General features: G+C 58.9%; 21 protein-coding genes. 1 reads left to right on the forward strand and 20 read right to left on the reverse strand.

Annotated elements, in window-relative coordinates; genetic code table 11:
• Nucleotides 1-71 precede the first annotated feature (71 nt).
• From flhB to IT444_04990, 17 genes are all read right to left on the reverse strand, one after another.
• Entirely contained in the window at nucleotides 72-1,139 is a 1,068-nt protein-coding gene (flhB, locus tag IT444_04910; protein MCC7192105.1) for a flagellar biosynthesis protein FlhB, read from the reverse strand.
• A 53-nt stretch (nucleotides 1,140-1,192) separates the two neighbouring features.
• Nucleotides 1,193-2,116 (reverse strand): flagellar biosynthetic protein FliR, encoded by a 924-nt coding sequence (locus IT444_04915; protein MCC7192106.1) that lies wholly within the window; start codon nucleotides 2,114-2,116, stop codon nucleotides 1,193-1,195.
• A 9-nt stretch (nucleotides 2,117-2,125) separates the two neighbouring features.
• Entirely contained in the window at nucleotides 2,126-2,380 is a 255-nt protein-coding gene (gene fliQ / locus IT444_04920; protein ID MCC7192107.1) for a flagellar biosynthesis protein FliQ, read from the reverse strand.
• Nucleotides 2,381-2,405: 25 nt separating this feature from the next.
• Nucleotides 2,406-3,251, reverse strand: coding sequence for a flagellar type III secretion system pore protein FliP (gene fliP / locus IT444_04925; GenBank protein ID MCC7192108.1), 846 nt, complete (start codon nucleotides 3,249-3,251; stop codon nucleotides 2,406-2,408).
• A 29-nt stretch (nucleotides 3,252-3,280) separates the two neighbouring features.
• Nucleotides 3,281-4,123 carry a FliO/MopB family protein gene (locus IT444_04930; protein MCC7192109.1) on the reverse strand — a complete coding sequence of 281 codons (843 nt, stop codon included), beginning with the start codon at nucleotides 4,121-4,123 and terminating at the stop codon, nucleotides 3,281-3,283.
• A 133-nt stretch (nucleotides 4,124-4,256) separates the two neighbouring features.
• The gene (fliN, locus tag IT444_04935; GenBank protein MCC7192110.1) at nucleotides 4,257-4,751 is read right to left on the reverse strand and encodes a flagellar motor switch protein FliN; all 495 of its coding nucleotides are present in this window, start codon (nucleotides 4,749-4,751) and stop codon (nucleotides 4,257-4,259) included.
• 69 nt (nucleotides 4,752-4,820) lie between these two features.
• Entirely contained in the window at nucleotides 4,821-5,360 is a 540-nt protein-coding gene (locus IT444_04940; protein MCC7192111.1) for a hypothetical protein, read from the reverse strand.
• A gap of 168 nt (nucleotides 5,361-5,528) precedes the next feature.
• Complete coding sequence (locus tag IT444_04945; GenBank protein ID MCC7192112.1) at nucleotides 5,529-7,247, reverse strand: flagellar hook-basal body complex protein; 1,719 nt, start codon at nucleotides 7,245-7,247, stop codon at nucleotides 5,529-5,531.
• 55 nt (nucleotides 7,248-7,302) lie between these two features.
• Complete coding sequence (locus IT444_04950) at nucleotides 7,303-7,587, reverse strand: hypothetical protein (protein MCC7192113.1); 285 nt, start codon at nucleotides 7,585-7,587, stop codon at nucleotides 7,303-7,305.
• 12 nt (nucleotides 7,588-7,599) lie between these two features.
• Nucleotides 7,600-8,049, reverse strand: coding sequence for a hypothetical protein (locus IT444_04955; protein MCC7192114.1), 450 nt, complete (start codon nucleotides 8,047-8,049; stop codon nucleotides 7,600-7,602).
• 22 nt (nucleotides 8,050-8,071) lie between these two features.
• Complete coding sequence (locus IT444_04960) at nucleotides 8,072-9,514, reverse strand: flagellar hook-length control protein FliK (protein MCC7192115.1); 1,443 nt, start codon at nucleotides 9,512-9,514, stop codon at nucleotides 8,072-8,074.
• On the reverse strand, nucleotides 9,511-10,230 hold the full coding sequence (locus tag IT444_04965; GenBank protein ID MCC7192116.1) for a hypothetical protein: 720 nt from the start codon (nucleotides 10,228-10,230) through the stop codon (nucleotides 9,511-9,513). Before IT444_04965 ends, IT444_04960 begins: the two co-directional genes overlap by 4 nt.
• A 59-nt stretch (nucleotides 10,231-10,289) precedes the next feature.
• A complete protein-coding gene (gene fliJ, locus IT444_04970) occupies nucleotides 10,290-10,742 on the reverse strand; it encodes a flagellar export protein FliJ (GenBank protein ID MCC7192117.1) in 453 nt (150 codons plus the stop codon).
• Between the two features lie 44 nt (nucleotides 10,743-10,786).
• Nucleotides 10,787-12,169, reverse strand: coding sequence for a FliI/YscN family ATPase (locus IT444_04975; GenBank protein ID MCC7192118.1), 1,383 nt, complete (start codon nucleotides 12,167-12,169; stop codon nucleotides 10,787-10,789).
• 30 nt (nucleotides 12,170-12,199) lie between these two features.
• Entirely contained in the window at nucleotides 12,200-12,913 is a 714-nt protein-coding gene (locus IT444_04980) for a hypothetical protein (protein ID MCC7192119.1), read from the reverse strand.
• A gap of 60 nt (nucleotides 12,914-12,973) precedes the next feature.
• Nucleotides 12,974-14,011 carry a flagellar motor switch protein FliG gene (fliG, locus tag IT444_04985; GenBank protein MCC7192120.1) on the reverse strand — a complete coding sequence of 346 codons (1,038 nt, stop codon included), beginning with the start codon at nucleotides 14,009-14,011 and terminating at the stop codon, nucleotides 12,974-12,976.
• Nucleotides 14,012-14,111: 100 nt separating this feature from the next.
• Nucleotides 14,112-15,770, reverse strand: coding sequence for a hypothetical protein (locus tag IT444_04990; protein MCC7192121.1), 1,659 nt, complete (start codon nucleotides 15,768-15,770; stop codon nucleotides 14,112-14,114).
• On the opposite strand from IT444_04990, the gene IT444_04995 reads away from it, so the two are divergent.
• Nucleotides 15,754-15,957 (forward strand): hypothetical protein, encoded by a 204-nt coding sequence (locus IT444_04995; protein MCC7192122.1) that lies wholly within the window; start codon nucleotides 15,754-15,756, stop codon nucleotides 15,955-15,957. The genes IT444_04990 and IT444_04995 overlap by 17 nt on opposite strands.
• Before the next feature lie 30 nt (nucleotides 15,958-15,987).
• Here the strand turns inward: IT444_04995 and fliE are convergent, their stop codons facing one another.
• The 3 genes from fliE to flgB are packed head-to-tail and all read right to left on the reverse strand — an operon-like array spanning nucleotide 15,988 to nucleotide 17,171.
• Nucleotides 15,988-16,311 carry a flagellar hook-basal body complex protein FliE gene (gene fliE, locus IT444_05000; protein ID MCC7192123.1) on the reverse strand — a complete coding sequence of 108 codons (324 nt, stop codon included), beginning with the start codon at nucleotides 16,309-16,311 and terminating at the stop codon, nucleotides 15,988-15,990.
• Nucleotides 16,312-16,325: 14 nt separating this feature from the next.
• Nucleotides 16,326-16,730, reverse strand: a complete 405-nt coding sequence (gene flgC, locus IT444_05005; protein MCC7192124.1) for a flagellar basal body rod protein FlgC — start codon at nucleotides 16,728-16,730, stop codon at nucleotides 16,326-16,328.
• Between the two features lie 21 nt (nucleotides 16,731-16,751).
• Complete coding sequence (gene flgB / locus IT444_05010; protein ID MCC7192125.1) at nucleotides 16,752-17,171, reverse strand: flagellar basal body rod protein FlgB; 420 nt, start codon at nucleotides 17,169-17,171, stop codon at nucleotides 16,752-16,754.
• Nucleotides 17,172-17,427 lie beyond the last annotated feature (256 nt).

Below are 17,427 nucleotides of genomic sequence, written 5' to 3' on the forward strand. Positions count from 1 at the left end.
GATCCGTCCGGGTTTCTCTGTCGATACGCGTCTGTCTGTGTTCATCTGTGGCTCATGCTGTTTCACTTGAATTAAGCCGATTTGCGACCGCTAAGGCGATAGACGTAGGCGAGTATTTCCGCCACAGCGTTGTAAAGCTGCGGAGGAACTTCCCGGCCAACCTCCACACTCTTGTAGAGATCCTGCGCGAGCTGTTTGCGTTCGACCATCGGCACACCATGCGCGATCGCCAGTTGGCGGATGCGCATCGCCAGAAAATCCGCTCCCTTGGCGACCACCTTCGGAGCCTTCATTGATTTGGCGTCGTACTTGAGTGCCACCGCAAAATGGGTCGGGTTGGTGACGATCACATCGGCCTTGGGCACCGCCTGTCCAATGCGCTGCATGGCCAACTGCCGGGCAACACGGGCACGGCGTTGCTTAATCAGCGGATCACCTTCCATCCGCTTCATCTCTTCTTTGATCTCCTGCTTGCTCATGCGCAGATCCTGCTCATAACGCCACTTCTGAAATGCCCAGTCGATCAGTGCCAGGATCAACAGGATGGCGGCCAGTTTCAGCGCCAAGGCGTAAACCAGGGCACATGCCGCACCAAACATGGGCATCGCGTCCAGTTCGGCGAGCATCAGAATCGCGGGCATGTCCTGAATCACAATCGCCACCGCCACCGCGCCGACGATGCCGATTTTCAGCAGGCTCATGACCAGCCGAAAACCCGCCCGCATGTCGAAAATATTTTTCAGCCCTTTCAACGGGGATAACTTGGCGAGACTCGGCTCCAGCGGCTTGGTTGTCACGATGAAGCCGACCTGAAGCACTGTCGCCAGCAGGCCCACCGCGGCGATACAGAGCATCAGTGGTGTGACCGCGCGAAGAGTCGCACTGGTAGCGAATGTCGCCAGCGATCCCAGATCATCCACACGTGTCGGGTTTGAGGCGCTGGTTGAACCGAGCATGACCTCCATGGTCAATTTCATGCCGGCAAAGACCCGCAGACCGTAGTAATGCAGCAGAATGATGGCTGCCAGCAGCATGGCTGCGGCTGTTAAATCCTGACTGCGGACGACATTGCCCTCCTGACGAGCTTCGAGTCGGCGGCGGGGTGTCGGAGCTTCTGTTTTTTCCTGATCTTCAGCCATTTATATCCAGCGGGTCATACCCGCCGCGTTGAGTAATCAAGGTTCGCAGCCGCCTACCGGGTGAAAAACACATTCAGTTGGTGCAGATTCCGCTGCATGACATCCACAAATACACCCATCTTGCTCGACATCGCTGCGATGAGAACCAGTGAGCCAATCAAAATCCGCAGAGCAAAACCGATGCTCATGATGTTGAGTTGCGGCACGGTACGGGCGAGAAACCCCATCGCGATCGTTTCAAGAAACACGAGACAGAGCAGCGGTGCAGAGATCCGCAGAGCAAGGTCAAACGACGAAGTGAGCATGCCCGTCATCAGGCGGAGAAAGTCTGTGTCGGCATAAAAGCCGCCCAATGGGATGTGATCGAACGTGCCGACCAGCGTGCCGAGAATGACGCGATGCCCTCCGGCAATGATGAAAACGACCAGTGCCAATTGGAAATAAATCTGACCGACGACGCCTGATTCCTCCGCCATGTCCGGGTTGTAGATTCCGCCGATACCAAACCCCAACTGTTGATCGGTGATGAGTCCTGCCAGTTGCATACCCATCAGCGGCAGGGTCGCGCCGAAACCGATCGCCAGTCCGATGAGCAATTCACTGGCCACCGCTCCGATGATCCCCGGCATGCTCAGGCCATCGGCGATCATGTGATTCATCATGCGCGATGCCTGACTTCCCGGCGTCAGCAGCATCGGATAAATACAGAAACTCAGACCCAGTGCCAGCAGAATCTTGACCTTCGCCGGAATCATCCGGCTGCCGATCATCGGTGAAAAAAAGAAAACCCCCGACAACCGGAATAACACCAGTGCCCAGACGGGAAGATGCGGCAGGAGGCTTTTGAGGTCTATGGGCACCGGATCGCTCCCGCACAGGACATTCTGCAGCCGACTCTCGATCCCCGGCGGCAGTCGATCGCGCCGCGACCAGTCTCGCGACGTTTCGCCATCGTGCAGCCAGTGGTCTTCGTCCATTGAGCCAAATCAGTGTCCTCCGAACATCCTTCGAGAAAACTCCATGAGCGAGCTGGCGACCCATGGCGTGATGAGGATCGCGACAATCCCCATGCCGATGATCTTGGGTACGAAGCTGAGCGTCTGCTCCTGGATCTGCGTCACCGCCTGCATCACACTGATCGCCAGCCCGATTACCAGCGCAGCCGCAAGAATCGGAGCCGAAAGCAGCAGCATCAGAGTCAGAGATTCACGAACGATGTCGGTGGCTTGATCGAAATTCATTTTTCTGGTCCTTGATTTCTGCTTGCTAGCTTCCGCCGGTCACAAAGCTGTTCAGCAGGTTCCCCGCAACGAGCGCCCAGCCGTCCACCAGCACAAACATCAGCAGCTTGAATGGCAGGCTCACCAGCACCGGAGGCAGCATGAGCATGCCCATGCTGATGAGCACACTCGACACCACCATGTCGATAATCAGAAACGGCAGGTAGAGTCGAAAACCAATGAGGAACGCAACCTTCAGCTCGCTTAGGATGAACGCAGGAATCAATGAAAGCATGTCCACATCCGCTCGCGTGAGCTTCGACGGGTCGGAAGTGTCGATCTTGCGGTAATTCAAGATCATGTAGAGGTCCGACCAGTTCCCCGAATGTTCAATCTGGTCAAACATGAAATCACGCAGCGGTTGTTTGGCGTTGCTCCACGCGGTGAGCTGGTCGATCCGGTTGGCCTGGAGCGGAATGATGGCCTCGCGGTTGACACGCTCGAACGTCGGCGCCATCACCAGCAACGTCATAAAAACGGACAGACCGATGATGACCTGTCCCGGCGGGAGTGATTGCGTGCCGATCGCCTGCCTGAGCAGTGAGAGTACGACGACAATCCGTGTGAAACTCGTACACATGACCAGCAAGGCCGGTGCGATCGAGAGCACGGTAAGCAGAATGAGGATCGAGAGTGACGCAGACAGTCCGCCGTTCGCTGGCTTGTTTCCATCGGGGACCGCTCCTGTCGGAGTGGCGATGCCGTCGAGAGGCAGAGCACGGCCGGCATGATCCAGAATGGAAATCGGATTCGTTGGATCGAAATGGTTCGGCGCGGGTTCAACCGACGACTGCGCCCATACGGGTGCGGCTAATAATCCGGCTACGACCAGTACCGCACACCATGTGGTCAGGGAGAGGTTCACGTTCCCTCCCTTCCCGACGCCATCGCACGGATACGAGCGGTGAGACTCGACAGCCCGTCACGCGCACGGTCCATCCGGTGTTCGCCGGAATCGCGGCCTTCTCGAATGGGCTGATCCTGTTCGTCGTAACGGCCATCGAAGTCATCAAGCGTGTCGGCAAACCCCTGGCTCGCACTGCCTGACTTTGAGGCACTGATCGTCTGGAGCAGACTCGCGACTTCTTCGGGATCACTGATATCCGCCAGCGTCGCCAGACCGGCAGCAGAGTCGCCGACGACAAGAATCCGCTGCCCCAGACGCAGCAGTAGCACGTGATTTTTCGGAGCGACACTTGTGCGAGATAACACCTCGATCACGGGGCTGTGCGCTGAAGCGGGCGCGCGACCTGTGACCTTGGCGACTATTCCGCGAAGGACGAGGATGAGGCCGACGACGACGCCAAGCGCGGTCAGCGTGGTCATCACCCACGATGAGCCGCCGTCGTCACGAGTGACCGTTCCCGATGTTGCATCATCACGAGCAGCACCAAGAGCTTTTTTTTCATTGGCGGGGATTGCTGCTTCCGCAGGTGCGGTTTTCGGCTGGGCGACCGTCGATTCCATGGCGGATGGAGCGGGCTTGCTGGAAAGCTCACGAGCAAGCTTTTCGAGCCGGCCATCGTCCGTGACCGCTTTAGATGTCGCAGCGGATTGGATGGGACCGTTCGTCCCTGCCGCAGGAGGTGTGGAATCGGAGGGTACTTCGACGGGACGGTTAGGCTGCACGACCACCGTTTCCGCCCCGACGGGCAGGACCGGTAACGTCGCCAAAAACAGCGCGAGCAAAAGCCGCCTGAACATACGCCTTCCCTGGCTCGATCCCGCCGCGGCTCCGCCGCGACTTCTTTCCGGTTCTCCGATCCTCCGGAGAACAGTACGGCAAAGGTTTCCCTTCACCCATCTCTACTCGACCGGCTCAGCCGGCCACGCTTCGCTACTTCTTCGCCCCCGATGCGTCTGCATCCTCTTGCGCTTCCTGTTGAGCAGCCTCATGAGCCTGCTCCTCCAGATTTGCGACGATCTCACTGACACGGATGCAGAAATTATCATTGAGCACGAGCACTTCGCCCCGCGCCACCAGTCGCTTGTTCACATAAATATCCACCGGATCGCCTGCGAGCTTATCAAGCTCGACCACGCTGCCTTCGCCAAGTTTAAGCACATCCTCGACGAGCATCTGAGTCCGCCCCAGTTCGATGGTCACGTGAAGATCGACATCGCTGAGCAGTTCGATGCCGTGTGACCCGCCCGCTGCTATGGGAGAAAAATCCGGCATCTCCAGAGGCGATGCGGAGTTAATTTCCTTCTGAGCTTCATCCACCGCAGCCTGAGCGGAGGATAGAGCGTCCCGCACCAGACGCTCGGTCTCCGTCGGTGCGACGGCGTCCTGAGAAGATGCGGCGGGTTTTGGTTTTTCGGTTTCGGCCATATCCGTCCTTGCTGCCGATCCGCCGCGATCCATCACGGCTCAGATTCGTCCCCGATTCCGGGGTGTCACTCAATACGCATCCGCACGGTACTGCGTGTATTTTTTCATCAGCACCTGCTGAACCATCGACTTACCCTCAGGGTCCATGCCGATCCGCTCGTCCAGTGCCGCCTTGATCTGCCGCTGGAGAGTCGCCAGCGTCGGTTCAAGGAGTTGGGCCGGCTCAGCGCGGCGGAAGATAGTCGCGGTGTCGGCGGCGATCTGTGCCGACATCTTTTCGAGCATCTCATCCACCTTCGCTTCGTCCTTGGCCTTGATAACGATCCAGATGTCGGTGTCGTAAAGGTATGTCTTGCCGCTGCGGTTGTTCTGAAACTTTTCTTCGATGATCTGCTTTTCTACCGGCTCCTCGCCCTTGGCCGCTTCGTCGTGCGCCAGGTCGTTCGCCTTCACCGCGGCCGGCTTCCCTGCGAACATGAACGCACCACAGATCGCCACCGCCTCGATCACCAGCGCAACGCCGACGACCATGATCGTCTTCATGGGAAGCCCGCCCTTCTTAGGCGCGGGTTCGGCAGCGGATGCGGGGGCAGGGGCTTGCTCGGCCATGGCGTACCAACAACTCCCAGGACAGGTTCACCCCCCAGAGTGCGACTCGCACCGGGCAGGGAATGGCCCTTCCGTCTCTTTATCGGTCTGAACGGCTTGAGACTTTGATGAAGTTGGTAAACCAGCTCCTTGAACCGTCAATACGATCCCTGAGCCAAATCGAGGAGCTTATCGGATCGTTGACAGCAGTTCCTGGATGAGTCGATCGCTGGTCGTAAGCACGCGGGAGTTGGCACTAAAACCGGTGGTGGCTGTGATCAGGTTGATGAATTCCTGTGAAAGGTCCACGTTGGAGCCTTCGAGGGCCCCGCCGATGAGCGACCCAGTGCCGTTTTCACCTGCCATACCCACCTGGGCATTACCACTGGCGGCAGTACTCGCATAGAGGTTGCTGCCGACTTCCATCAGACCGGTCGGGTTGGAAAAGTTCGCCAGTACCACCTGGCCCAGATGCCGTGTCTGGCTGTTGGAAAAGATGCCGATGACAGTTCCATCGGATGCGACCGAAAAATCGGTCAACACTCCACGGGCGGTTCCATCTTGACTGATGGCGGCGATATTGCTGTTGGCGTCGGTCTGCGCGGAGATGTTACCCGTTGAATTTTCAAGGTTGAGTGTGATCTGCTGCGGCGTAACCGCACCGGTGTTGTCACGATCGATGGAAATCACATTTCCCGACGATCCGGTAATGACGCCGGTGTTGTTGAATGACATGGTTCCCGTTCCGACTGCTCTGGAAACGTCGGAGTCATTAGCACTCTGTGCATAAAAACGCCAGACCGTGCCGGCGTTGCTTCGCGACTCTAGCACAACACTCAGGTCCAGCGTCATCGGGGTGCCAAGGCTGTCATACGCAACGAACGTTGTTCGCACCGACTCACCATCGGCATCCTGACTCTTGGTGAACGAAACGGGTAACGATGGCGTTGAAGCTGCATTAACGATGATGTTGACTCCATCCAACTTAAGGTCATTCACCTCGCCAGTATTTCCTTCTACGCGAATCGCCCCACCCACCGCTGTCACACCAGCCGTCGTCAGAGGCACCGATGTGTCAATGCCCAGCGAACCCCCGATGAAATCCATGAAGGACTGAAGATCCGTGCCGTTGGCGTCACTGTTGGTGGTGTTGGTTGCGCCGACTTCAAAGGTCTTGGGAGGCAGTGTGGCGGTGCCTTTGATCGCACCGGAAACCGTAATCACGTCGCCTGCCGCAAACACCGGCGTACCGCTGCCAGCCTTGTAAAGACTCGTCAGCGAATCGGTCGCCACCGCAGGAATCGTGCCGGCTGCGTCGGAATAAAAAACATTGCTGGTAATCACGCTGCCATTGGCGGCAACAGGACCTGACGAATTAAGGTTTCCTGAGAAGTTCACCCACGATGTCATCTGAGTGAGGCTGAGGTTACCCAGGGGAATGCGCATGTCGCCGCGCGTACCGGAGATGATGTTGTAATCAGTGTCGATGCCGTAGCCCTGCACTCTGGCACCCTGACCGTTGACGAGGTTGAAGTCACGATCGAGCTTGAATGCTCCTGATCGCGTGAAACGAATCTCACCGTTGTTCTTCACCTCGAAAAAGCCGTCACCCTCGATCGCCAGCTCGGTGGCGACGCCAGTGGGCTGGATCGAGCCGCCGGTGTAATTACGAGTGATCGAGCTGGGTCGTGAGCCGAGGCCGATCTGAATCGAGTTGGTGCCGCCTTGTGTCGCCGACGGCCCCGATCCACGAGTGAGGGTATTGGAGATTTCCGTCTGAAAGTCCGCCCGGCTTGCCTTGTACGCCGTCGTATTGACGTTGGCGATGTTATTACCGGTGATATTGATGAGGTGTGAGTTAGCGTTCACTCCGCTCAGGCCGGTGTAGAGAGCAGTTGTAAGACCCATACAAACTTCCTTTCTTTAGCTGACTTTCGTTGGATGCCCGCGTCGAGCGAGCCGGTCAGTTCCCTTTTGTGATTCCGTCAACCATTCGCAGCAATGATTCGTTTTCGATCCGATCCAACCCACCCAGGGCAGCCAGCGGGTTGGATTTGGTTGCTTTGGTTTGATCTGTCGCCTGTACTTCCGAGGTCGGCTCCGGTTCCGCTGCGGACCGTGCTTCCTCCAGCAGTGACTCGAAGCTCCGCGCTTCCAGCGGGAGAGTTTCGGCTGTTCGTGACGGCGCTTGGCCGGTCGGCCGAACGGTCGGCTCAAGCATCCTCAATAAATCCACGCTGGTACCCACGTGCGTCATCCTTTACGCAGCGGTGTTTGCCGCCAGCGGCGCGCTGGCACTATTGGGTTCCATCTTGGCTAGCTGCGTAACACGATCCATCAGCAGGCGGTCGCCGCTGTCGAGTTCCAGCACAACCTTGCCGCTGGCCACGCGAACCGAAGTCACCAGTCCTGAGACCGTCTGGTTCTGGTCGTTGAGACCGGATACCACTTTGCCGATCATCGTGCCCGCTGACGAGATTTGATTATTCAGCACCAGACTCTCGATGCTCTTCTGGAGCGAGAGCTGGCTTTCGATGTTGCGCAGGCTCGACATCTGCTCGAGTAACTTCGACGAATCCTGCGGCTGGAAGGGATCCTGATGGCTCAACTCGCTCATCATGACCTTGAGAAAGTCGTCGGTCTTGAGATTTCCAAATGCTCCCACGTTGGGCGTGGAGCTGCTCGTGGAGCCAATCGCGCTGGTTGCCATCGCGGCCTCCTTTCGCCTTCAATCAGGCGACGGTGTTGACCAGGGCCTGCGCGAAGCTCTCCGGCTGCTCGCTGGCGTGTTGTTGGGACCGAGCGGATCCTCCGCCCGACGATTGCTGCTGCGTGAAAAACTGACCGCGGCTCCGGCCGTTATCAGCTCCGTTACCCTGCGTGCCGTCGTCCATTCGGCCCGCCGATGCCGCAACGGGCATCTGCTGCACATCCATCCGTTCCACGGACAGACCATGCCGTTCCAAGGCGTGACGCAGACTTGCCATCTGGTGAGACAGCAGCGTCCGCACGGATTCGGCGTCGGCCTGGAAGCGAACGCTCGCGGTACCGTTGGTGACCGCCAGCTCTACCCGCACCAGACCCAGCTCCGGCGGCTGGAGACGCAGCGTCACCGAACCGCCCCGCTGGGCAATAGCACTCTGCAACCCACGTGCCACCCGCGCCACATTCCCATCCGGCTCGCTTTCAGGGGTCGGCAGGGGCGATAACTCCACCATCCGCGACGCTTCATGCGCATGACCCGCCGAACGAGCGGCAGTTCCTGCGCTGGGTAACGGCAGCGGTTCTGATGACTTCACAGTCGTCTGGGCTTCGATCTCAACTGGTTTATTCGCTGCGACCTCCGACTTCGGCTCCGTCACCTTCGGAAGAGCTTTCGTCTCTGCCGCATTTTCATCCTTCGCAGCCGCCTCTTTGGAACTGCCATCACTACCGCTCGCCTCGCCCTCGGCAACGGTTGCAGGAACGATGGCGTCACCCTTCGCTTGATGATTTGCCGGCTCCTGATGCGAGACCTTGCTGACCTGCGGTTTGATTGCAGTCGGACTCGAAACGCTCACAGCGGAAACTTTGCTGCTTTCAGTTGATTTATCTGCTGCAGCGGAAGCCCGCTCCGATGCAACATCTGCTGCCGCGTTAGCTTGAACGGCGGCATCGGTCACGCTCGATGTGTTTTTTACTTCCGCTTGAGCATTCGCGGCAGCGGCTACCGGCTCAACATTCGACACCAGTCGGCTGGCTGCGGCAGCGGCGGCTTCGATGGCGACCGTTTTCAACGGATCATCCGTTTTCGTCTGCTCATCAGTCGCGTCATCGCTCTCAGCTTTGACCTCCGGGCCATCCTCTGTCTGATCTTCCGAGTCCGCAGAGTCCGCTACTACCGCTTTCTCCACGGTTTTGTCCGAGACCTCCTCAACCTGTGATTCCGCTTCTGCGTCGAGAGATTTTTCGTCAGGCTGTTGTCTGCATACTGCTGCTTGAGGCTTTTTATCCAGAGTTTCCGAGCGTGGATTTTTAATCGGCGGCTTCGTGTCGCTGATGTTCGAGACTGGCCGGGTAGCATCCATCGCCTCGGCAGCGTCGAGGTGATCCTCGAAGCTCACCTTCAGCGCGGCGCGATTCGCGGCAGGCGGCACAGGCGGGCCTGCCGGCAGTGATATTTCCGCTAACTTCATGTGGAGCTCTGCGGGGTGTTGATCTCGACAGGCGGTTCGATGCCGCGTTCGCGTAACGACTGCACCAGATCGGTCGCCACGACGGTCTCCTCATCCGTCTTGAACGCCTTGAGCACAGCCGACGCCTTGCGCAGGTTCATCGAAGCCAGGTAGTCAATGACCTGATTCTTTTTCCCCTCTTTGATCAACTGCTGGAACATTTCCTTCGCCTGCTTGGCGGGGAGTTGTTCATACATCTGGACCGCCTGCTGAAAGTCAGCGTCATCCTGGAGCTTCATCAGCCGGGCACGACTTTCATCAAACGCCTTGCGCTCCGCTTCAAGCTGCGATTTCTGCTTCGCAAGTAAATCCTTGGCCAGGACGAGCTGTTGTTGCAGGCTGGCGATATCACGATGAAGCCGATCGACACGCTGCATGGCGATTTCATCCGCCTCGCGGCCGGACTCAAGCCGTTGAGCAATCGTCACCGCGCCGTTGTCCGCTATCGACGCCAACCGCGCCGCTTCACGGGCCTTCCGCTGGCTTTCCTGCTCCTCGATCTGTTCAGCGGCCAGCTCAGCCTGTTCCTGCGCGATCGGCTTACTGAAGATGTTGCGTACCTGGGTGATTCGATGGCGGTCCAGCCTGCCGCTGGACTTGAGCCAGATCACCACACCACCCAATGCCAGGGCGTGCATCAAAAGTAAGACGACGAAGGCTTTCCAGAGCGTTTTCATTCAAACTCCGGGCCTGCCGTGTGACGCACCGCTGCCTTGGCGGGAAACTTCACCCGGGCTCAGCCGAACATCACCTGCCGTGCATACGCCTGCACAGCCATTTCGTCGGTCGCGGCTGCGTCTTTGCGCTCCATCACTGCACGCCACGTCTGACGATGCCGTTCCTCCAGCAATTCCAGTGCCTTGCGGTCCCGTGTGGCCTTGAGAAGCTTCTCACGGGCGATTTCGATCTGTTTTTCTGCGGTAACGAGCGAATTGATGATCTGGCGGGCCCGCTGCGTGGTCTGACTGGAATAGCGCGCAAATTGCGCGATGCTGTCGAGATCGACCCGTCCGATAAGCCCCTGACCCAACTGCTGCTTCGACGAAGTGATCGTCTCCTGCATCTGCTTTAACTGGTCTTGGAGAATCATGCGGCGACGCATCGTCTTGGCCAGTTCACGCTGCGCTTCATCCTCCAGCAAGCGTCGATAGCGAAGCACCGGCTCAAGTTTGAAACGGAATCGGGCCATGATTGAGTCCTTTCGAGTTCATCCGTGAACACCAAGGACACGGGTCACTTGCGCACGGGCGTCCGGCCCGGCGCGTTCTTCAACAGTTGACGTTTAGCAACCTGAACCTGCTGCATCAGGGCCAGAAGCTGACCACGGGTACGGGCGAAATCCGCCTGCCCGATCACTTCCTTGCGGCCTTGTTGCAGGAGCTGGTCGATGGCCGGCTTGCAGGCGATCGCCAGATCAAAATCGGGATTGCTCCCCGCAGCGTAAGCACCGATGTTCACCAGATCCTCGACCTGCCGGTAGGCTGCGATGAGTTTGATCATCTCACGCCTTGCCGCCTGCTGTTCGGCGTCGGTTACTTCATCCACCACCCGGCTGATGGATTCAAGAATGTCGATTGCCGGCCAGTGTCCCTTGGCCGCCAACGCACGGCTGAGCACGACGTGGCCGTCGAGGATGCCGCGTGCCGCGTCGGCAACCGGATCGTTCATGTCGTCGCCATCCACCAGCACCGCGTAGAAACCGGTGATCGAACCTCTGGTCGTCCGACCGGATCGCTCCAGCAGGATCGGCAAAGTCGAAAAAACACTGGGCGGGTATCCCTTCGTCGCCGGCGGCTCTCCTGCGGCCAACCCCACCTGCCGCTGTGCCTGACAAAAACGTGTGATCGAGTCCATGATCATCAGCACGTTCAGCCCCTGATCGCGGAAGTATTCCGCGATTGAGTTGGCTGCCTGTGCCGCACGGATGCGCACCAGAGCCGGCTCGTCGCTGGTCGCACAAACGACGACGCTCCGCGCTAAGCCTTCCTCACCAAGCTGATGTTCGATGAAGTCCCGGACCTCACGGCCGCGTTCGCCGATCAACGCGACCACGCTGACATCCGCCGACGTGTGCCTCGCCATCGTGCCCAGCAGCGTACTTTTTCCGACACCCGGAGCGGCGAACACGCCTAATCGTTGCCCCAGCCCGACGCTCAACGCTGCGTCAATCGCGCGTACGCCGGTCGCCAGCGGAGCATCAATGCACGGACGATCCAGCGGATCGACCGGTGCCGGATGCAACGGCCGCTGCACGGTGTCAACCAACGGCCCCTTGCCGTCGATGGGCCGTCCAAGCCCGTCAAGCACACGACCCAGCAGTGATCGGCCGACACGAACAAGCTGGTGGTACTGCTGGGCGATCGCGCGATCACCACGGCGCACACCGCCGGTCGTACCAAACGGCATCACGATGGTCTGATTCTGATCGAAACCCAGCACCTCTCCGAAAATCGGCTTGCCCAGCCCGCGAGCCGTCTCCACACGTACCATCGCGCCGATGGGTACGGGCAGGTCGGCAATGCGCAGTGCCAGACCGCGCACCTCAACCACGGTGCCGCGAAGCTCCGCAGGGGCCATGGATTCGATCATCGAAATCTGTTCGCTCAACAGCGTCATGTTTCACTCGAACCGTTTCGGCTCACACCCTCATTCAGCTGCTTTGGTTTCGCTGGGCAGCATCAGTTCCGAAATGCGGCGAAGTTGCGTCGTGATCGTCGCGTCGATCTGACCCTGCCCATAAGTCACCACGCAGCCGCCGGAAGAAATGCTCTGGTCATCCGCCACTTTGATGTGTTTGAGATGGCCAAACTCTCCCACCAGTTGCGGCATCGCTTCCGTGATCGCGGTTCGGTCATCAGGCGCGATCCTGACCGTCACCTCCGATTGCTGCAGCACGTGTGACAACGCGCTGGCGACCTGATCAACGACCACGGTGCGGTCCACCTCGATCACACGATGGACGATCTTTTCCGTCAGCTTGAGAGCGAAATCGAGTACGCGCTGCGGACCGTCACGCTCCAGTTCCGCGCGGTGTGTTTCCCACTGTTGGATCACTGAAGCCAGAGTCTGCTCCAGATGCGTCAACCGGGCGGCCGTCGCCTTGACTGCTTCGGCGTGGCCCTGCTTCTGCCCCTCCTGCCGACCGGCTTCCAACCCGTGCGTCCTGCCCTCCTCAAAACCTTTGTTCTTGGCGTCCTCGATCATCCGCGTGGCTTCGGCCTGCGCCTGGGCGATCACCTGCCGCGCCTTGGCTTCCGCCGCAGCCTGGAGCTTCGCCGCCTGCTGCCCCAGATCGCCAAGGTCGAGCACGATGGCCTCCTTGAGCAGCGCGGTCGTGTTATGTGATTTAATCAGTGCCATGCGTCAAAGGTCAGTTCCCGCTACGGTGACCGGCGGGACGTTCAGAATCTCCAAAAAAAATCACACCACCATTTCGCCGGCACCGCCGCGACCGCTGATGATGATTTCGCCTGCATCCTCCAGACGGCGTACCACGTCCACCACGCGCTGCTGAGCCGCCTCGACATCCGAAACACGCACCGGCCCCATGAACTCCATGTCCTCCTTGATGAGCTGCGCTGCACGCTCCGACATGTTCTTGAAAATCTTGTCCTTCAACTCGTTGCTGGCGGTCTTGAGCGCCATCGCCAGCTCGTTGTTGTCCACTTCCTTGAGCACCGCCTGGATGCCCTTGTCATTGACCAGAAGGATGTCCTCGAAGACGAACATCAGGCGACGAATCTGCTCGACCAGATCGGGATCCTCTGCTTCGAGGCCCTCCATGATGCCCTTCTCCGTCGTGCGGTCCACGAGGTTGAGCATTTCCGCGACCGTGTCCACGCCGCCGATTTTTTCGTAGCTCTGCGTGAGCATGTTGGAAAGCCGTGCTTCGAGTCCGCGCTCCACCTCCGCGATGACTTCGGGGTTGGTCTGCTCCATGTTCGCCACGCGCTTGATGACTTCGATCTGTTTGGGACCGGGCAGACCGCCGAGGATTTCAGACGCCTTATGGAAAGGCAGATGCGATACGATCAGTGCGATCGTCTGCGGGTGCTCATCCTGAATGAACGTCAACAGGTTCTGCGCTTCCGCCTTCTGCAAAAACGCAAACGGCGTCTTGCGCACCTGCTGGCTGATTTGCTGGAGTATGCGGTCAGCCTCTTTGGGATCGAGGCTCTGGCTGAGCAGATTCTTGGCGTATTCCAGTCCGCCTTCGCTGGCCCACGTCTGCGCCAGGGCCAGCTCATAAAACTCGACGATCACCTTGTCTCGCGTCGCCTGCGACACATCACCCAGTCCCGCCAGCTCGCGAGTGACTTCTTCGATGGCCTTCGGCTCAAGCTGCTTGAGAATCAGCGAGGCCGCCTCCTGATCGATCGCCAGCAATAGAACAGCCGCTTTGCGGATCGTCGAAAGGTCGGTCGTGGCTGCTTCGAGATTGACGTTGGTTTCAGCCATGGCAGTTGAAAATTACCGTTTACCCACTGGTGATTGGCCGCGATGGGCACCCATCGGGGCTGCGATCCTCAAAGCACGATTTCTCCGGGACGATTCACGGTCATCCTTCCTTTCGTATCCAGCGGTTGAACAAGCCTGCCGCTTCGGTTGGATTGCTCTTGACCATTTCACCGATCTGCTCGGCGATGCGGCGGGTGCGGATTTCTTCTTCATTAAGCTCGACGCCGGCCATCGTCGCGTCGGTTGCGTCGGCTTCACCCACAAGATCCTCTTCCACCGACAACGAAGGCGGAATGCCGGCGAGTTCCTGAATCGAAGGCATCGGCGTCTGCTGCGTCGCCTTCTTGACCATGCCGAACATCAAGCCAAGACTCGCCACCGCCAGCAGCGTCAGTCCGACGGGCTTGATCACGCTGCCATAGTCACTCAGCGACGAGAAGATGCCCACCGCACCCGTGCCGCCATCAGGCGAACTCGTACCGCCAGGCCCTATCACCATCCGCAAGTCGGGAATCATCGACACCGCCACGACGCCTTCCGACTCGGCGGCGATCAGCGGCTTGACCTGTGCTTCGATCTGCGGGAGATATTCGTCACGTTTTTTCTCAATCTCCGCGCGAGTGATTTCCGCTTCCTTCTGGGCTGGATCGCGGGCCTGTTTCGCCAGGCCGACAAAATACGACTCCGGCACGTTGACGGTTACGCTGATCTGCTTGGTTCCCTGTCCGGCGTATTTCGTATTTTCCTGCTTGGTGACTTTCGTGTCGGCGTATTCCGTTTCCGTGCGTGTGGTTTCGCTGCTGTTACCGCTCGCGCCGCCGCCGTCAATGGACATGCCGCCATTGGGTTTGACCCCCGCCTCACCGCCGCTTGACGAATCACGCGACCTGATTTCCTCCTCGACCGTTTTGCGGAGCGGTTCGGGAGAATATTTGGTTTCCGAAACGATGCGATCCACCACGGTGTCGGTGCGCACGTTGACCGCCACGATCACACCGGGGATGTAGCGCAACACCTCGGCGATCTTCTCGCGGTGGTACTGCTCCAGGGCCTGATACTGCTCGATGATGTCCTCGGACAGTCCGCTCGAACCTTTCTTGACCGTGTATTGTCTGCCTTGATTGGCGTCAATGACGACGACGTCTTCCGGCTTCATCTCCGAGACGGCCCCGCTGACGAGGCCGGCGATTGATTCGGTCAATCGTCGGGAGACGGTATTGTTGCCACGCATGACGACGTTGACTGATGCGCTGGGTCGAACATGGGACGCGCCAAAGCCGTCGTTTCGGGGGATGTCGATGATGACATCCGCGGAGCGAACGCCGGCGATTTTGCTGATGACCTTGCTGAGCCACGCCCGCTTGGCCAGAAGAAACGCCTGCTGATTCTGGGCGTTGGTGGTCCAGGGCGTCTGGTTTTTTATCAGGTCATCGAAGACACCGGAAAGGTTGTCCGAGAGGAGATCGCCCTCGGCGAGTACGGCATAGGCCTCGTCGCGCTTATCCTCGCTTACGTAAATCTGACCGGCTTTGCTCTGGGCGTTGATTCCCGCCGTCTTGAGCCGGGCGAGCACTGCCGGCGCACGATCGCTGGTTGCGGGCATGATCGGCACCGTTTCGCTCGTTGCGGCATATTGCAGGATTAGAAAGCCGGCCATCAGGAGAATGATCAGCAGCGCGCCCACCAGCCACTTGGAAGTGGCCGGCAGCTTGTTGAGCTGCAACTGAATCGTTGCCCAGGCCTTGCGGAAAAACTCCATCGTCGTCGGCCTCCGTGCCTTGAAGAAAGTCGTCGGCAGTCACAAGCCCGCAGCCGGTGGGAATCAGAAAATCCCGCCAGCCATCAAGCTCATCCCGCCGACCCGCCTTTCTTTACGCCGCAGTCGCGATCTTTTTGCGACGGGAAATGCCGTGAACCACGACTTCTCCGCGACGCTGCAGACCTGACCGAGGCTGTCTATCGAGCGGCTCCGCCGCTCAAACCCGCATCTGCTTAATTTCCTCGAACGCATCCACCATCTTGTTTCTCACCTGCACGAGCAGTTGAAACGCCATGTCGGCCTTCTGCTTGGCGATCAGAACTCCGTCGAGATCGTTGCGCTGGCCGGTGGCGAGGTCTTCGATGGCTTTCTCCGCATCCTGTTGAAGCTTGTTGACCTGCTCAATGTTTTTCATGAGCACGTCCTTGAAACTCGCTCCATCCGCGGCATCGGCACCGCCTGCACCGCCCGTTCTAGGCGCGATCGCCGGACGTATTCCGGTGGTACCCGCGCTGCCGATTAGTCCCAATGGATCACTCATGGTTCAACTCTGTCTCAGGCGAGCAGTCGCAGGCTCGTCTGCATCATGTTCTTGGTCGCCTCGGCCGCCATGATGTTGGCTTCATAAGCCCGGCTGGCCTCCAGCGCGTTAATCATCTCAATCTCAGGACTCACATTCGGATACATCACGTAGCCGTCTCGATCCGCGTTGGGATGGCCGGGTTCGTATTTGCGATTGAAAGCCGACTGGTCAAAGTCGATCTTCGCAATGTGCACGCCCTCTTTCGACCCGGTCGCCGGATCACCCGCCGCCAGAATGGGCACGCGACGACGGTACGGCGCGTAGTTGCCCTGCGCGTCATACAGCGAGCTTTTGTTGGCGATGTTGGCGGCGATGGATTCCATCCGCGTCCGCTGCGCCACCAGGCCGGAGGTCGAAATATCAAGTAGCCCAAACATTCATCAACCCTGTGTGTCTATTTACACTCTTTCCCTGATTGCGATTTTCATCGTTTCAAATTCGCTGCGCATCAACTCGATGCCCGCGTTATGCGTGAGAGTATTCTCCGCGAGAGCCTGCATCGTGCGTTCGAGGTCGCGGTTGTTTTGATCGTGATAGAGGATGCCCGCGTTGACGGGTCGGGGGCGAAGTTCCAGCGTGTCGGGGCGGAACTTCACCTCGTCCGTGTCATGGAAATCCAGCCGGCCATCCGCTGCCGACGAGGCGCGACGGCTTTCGACGGCCCTGCGAAGTGCCGCCTGAAACTGCCGAGGGTCGATATCTCGCGGCTTGAAATACGGCGTCGAGAGGTTGGCAATGTTGTCGGCCAGCAGACGCTGGCGCTGACCCGTGAATTGCACGAGCCTTTCCAGGACCGGCAGCGATCCACTGTTAAACATGCCGGAAATCATCGCGAACACTCCACAAGTTCAACCGCAACGACGGCGCGACGGGCACCGCCTGACGATCCAACCATAAACAAGGACGATGCCACGCCACCCTGCGCAGCCAGCGTCTGACCGTCGAAAGGTTCATCGGACAGCGGAAGGTTCCAACCGCGCAAATTTTGCGCCGCCATGACCCTGGCAGCGCGAGAATTGCGCTTCCCACCTAACGCCACACTTTCAAGTTCGGCGACCATCAAAGCCCGCGGAT

The sequence above is a fragment of the Phycisphaeraceae bacterium genome (genome assembly GCA_020851465.1).
Classification (GTDB): Bacteria; Planctomycetota; Phycisphaerae; order Phycisphaerales; family Phycisphaeraceae; genus JADZCR01.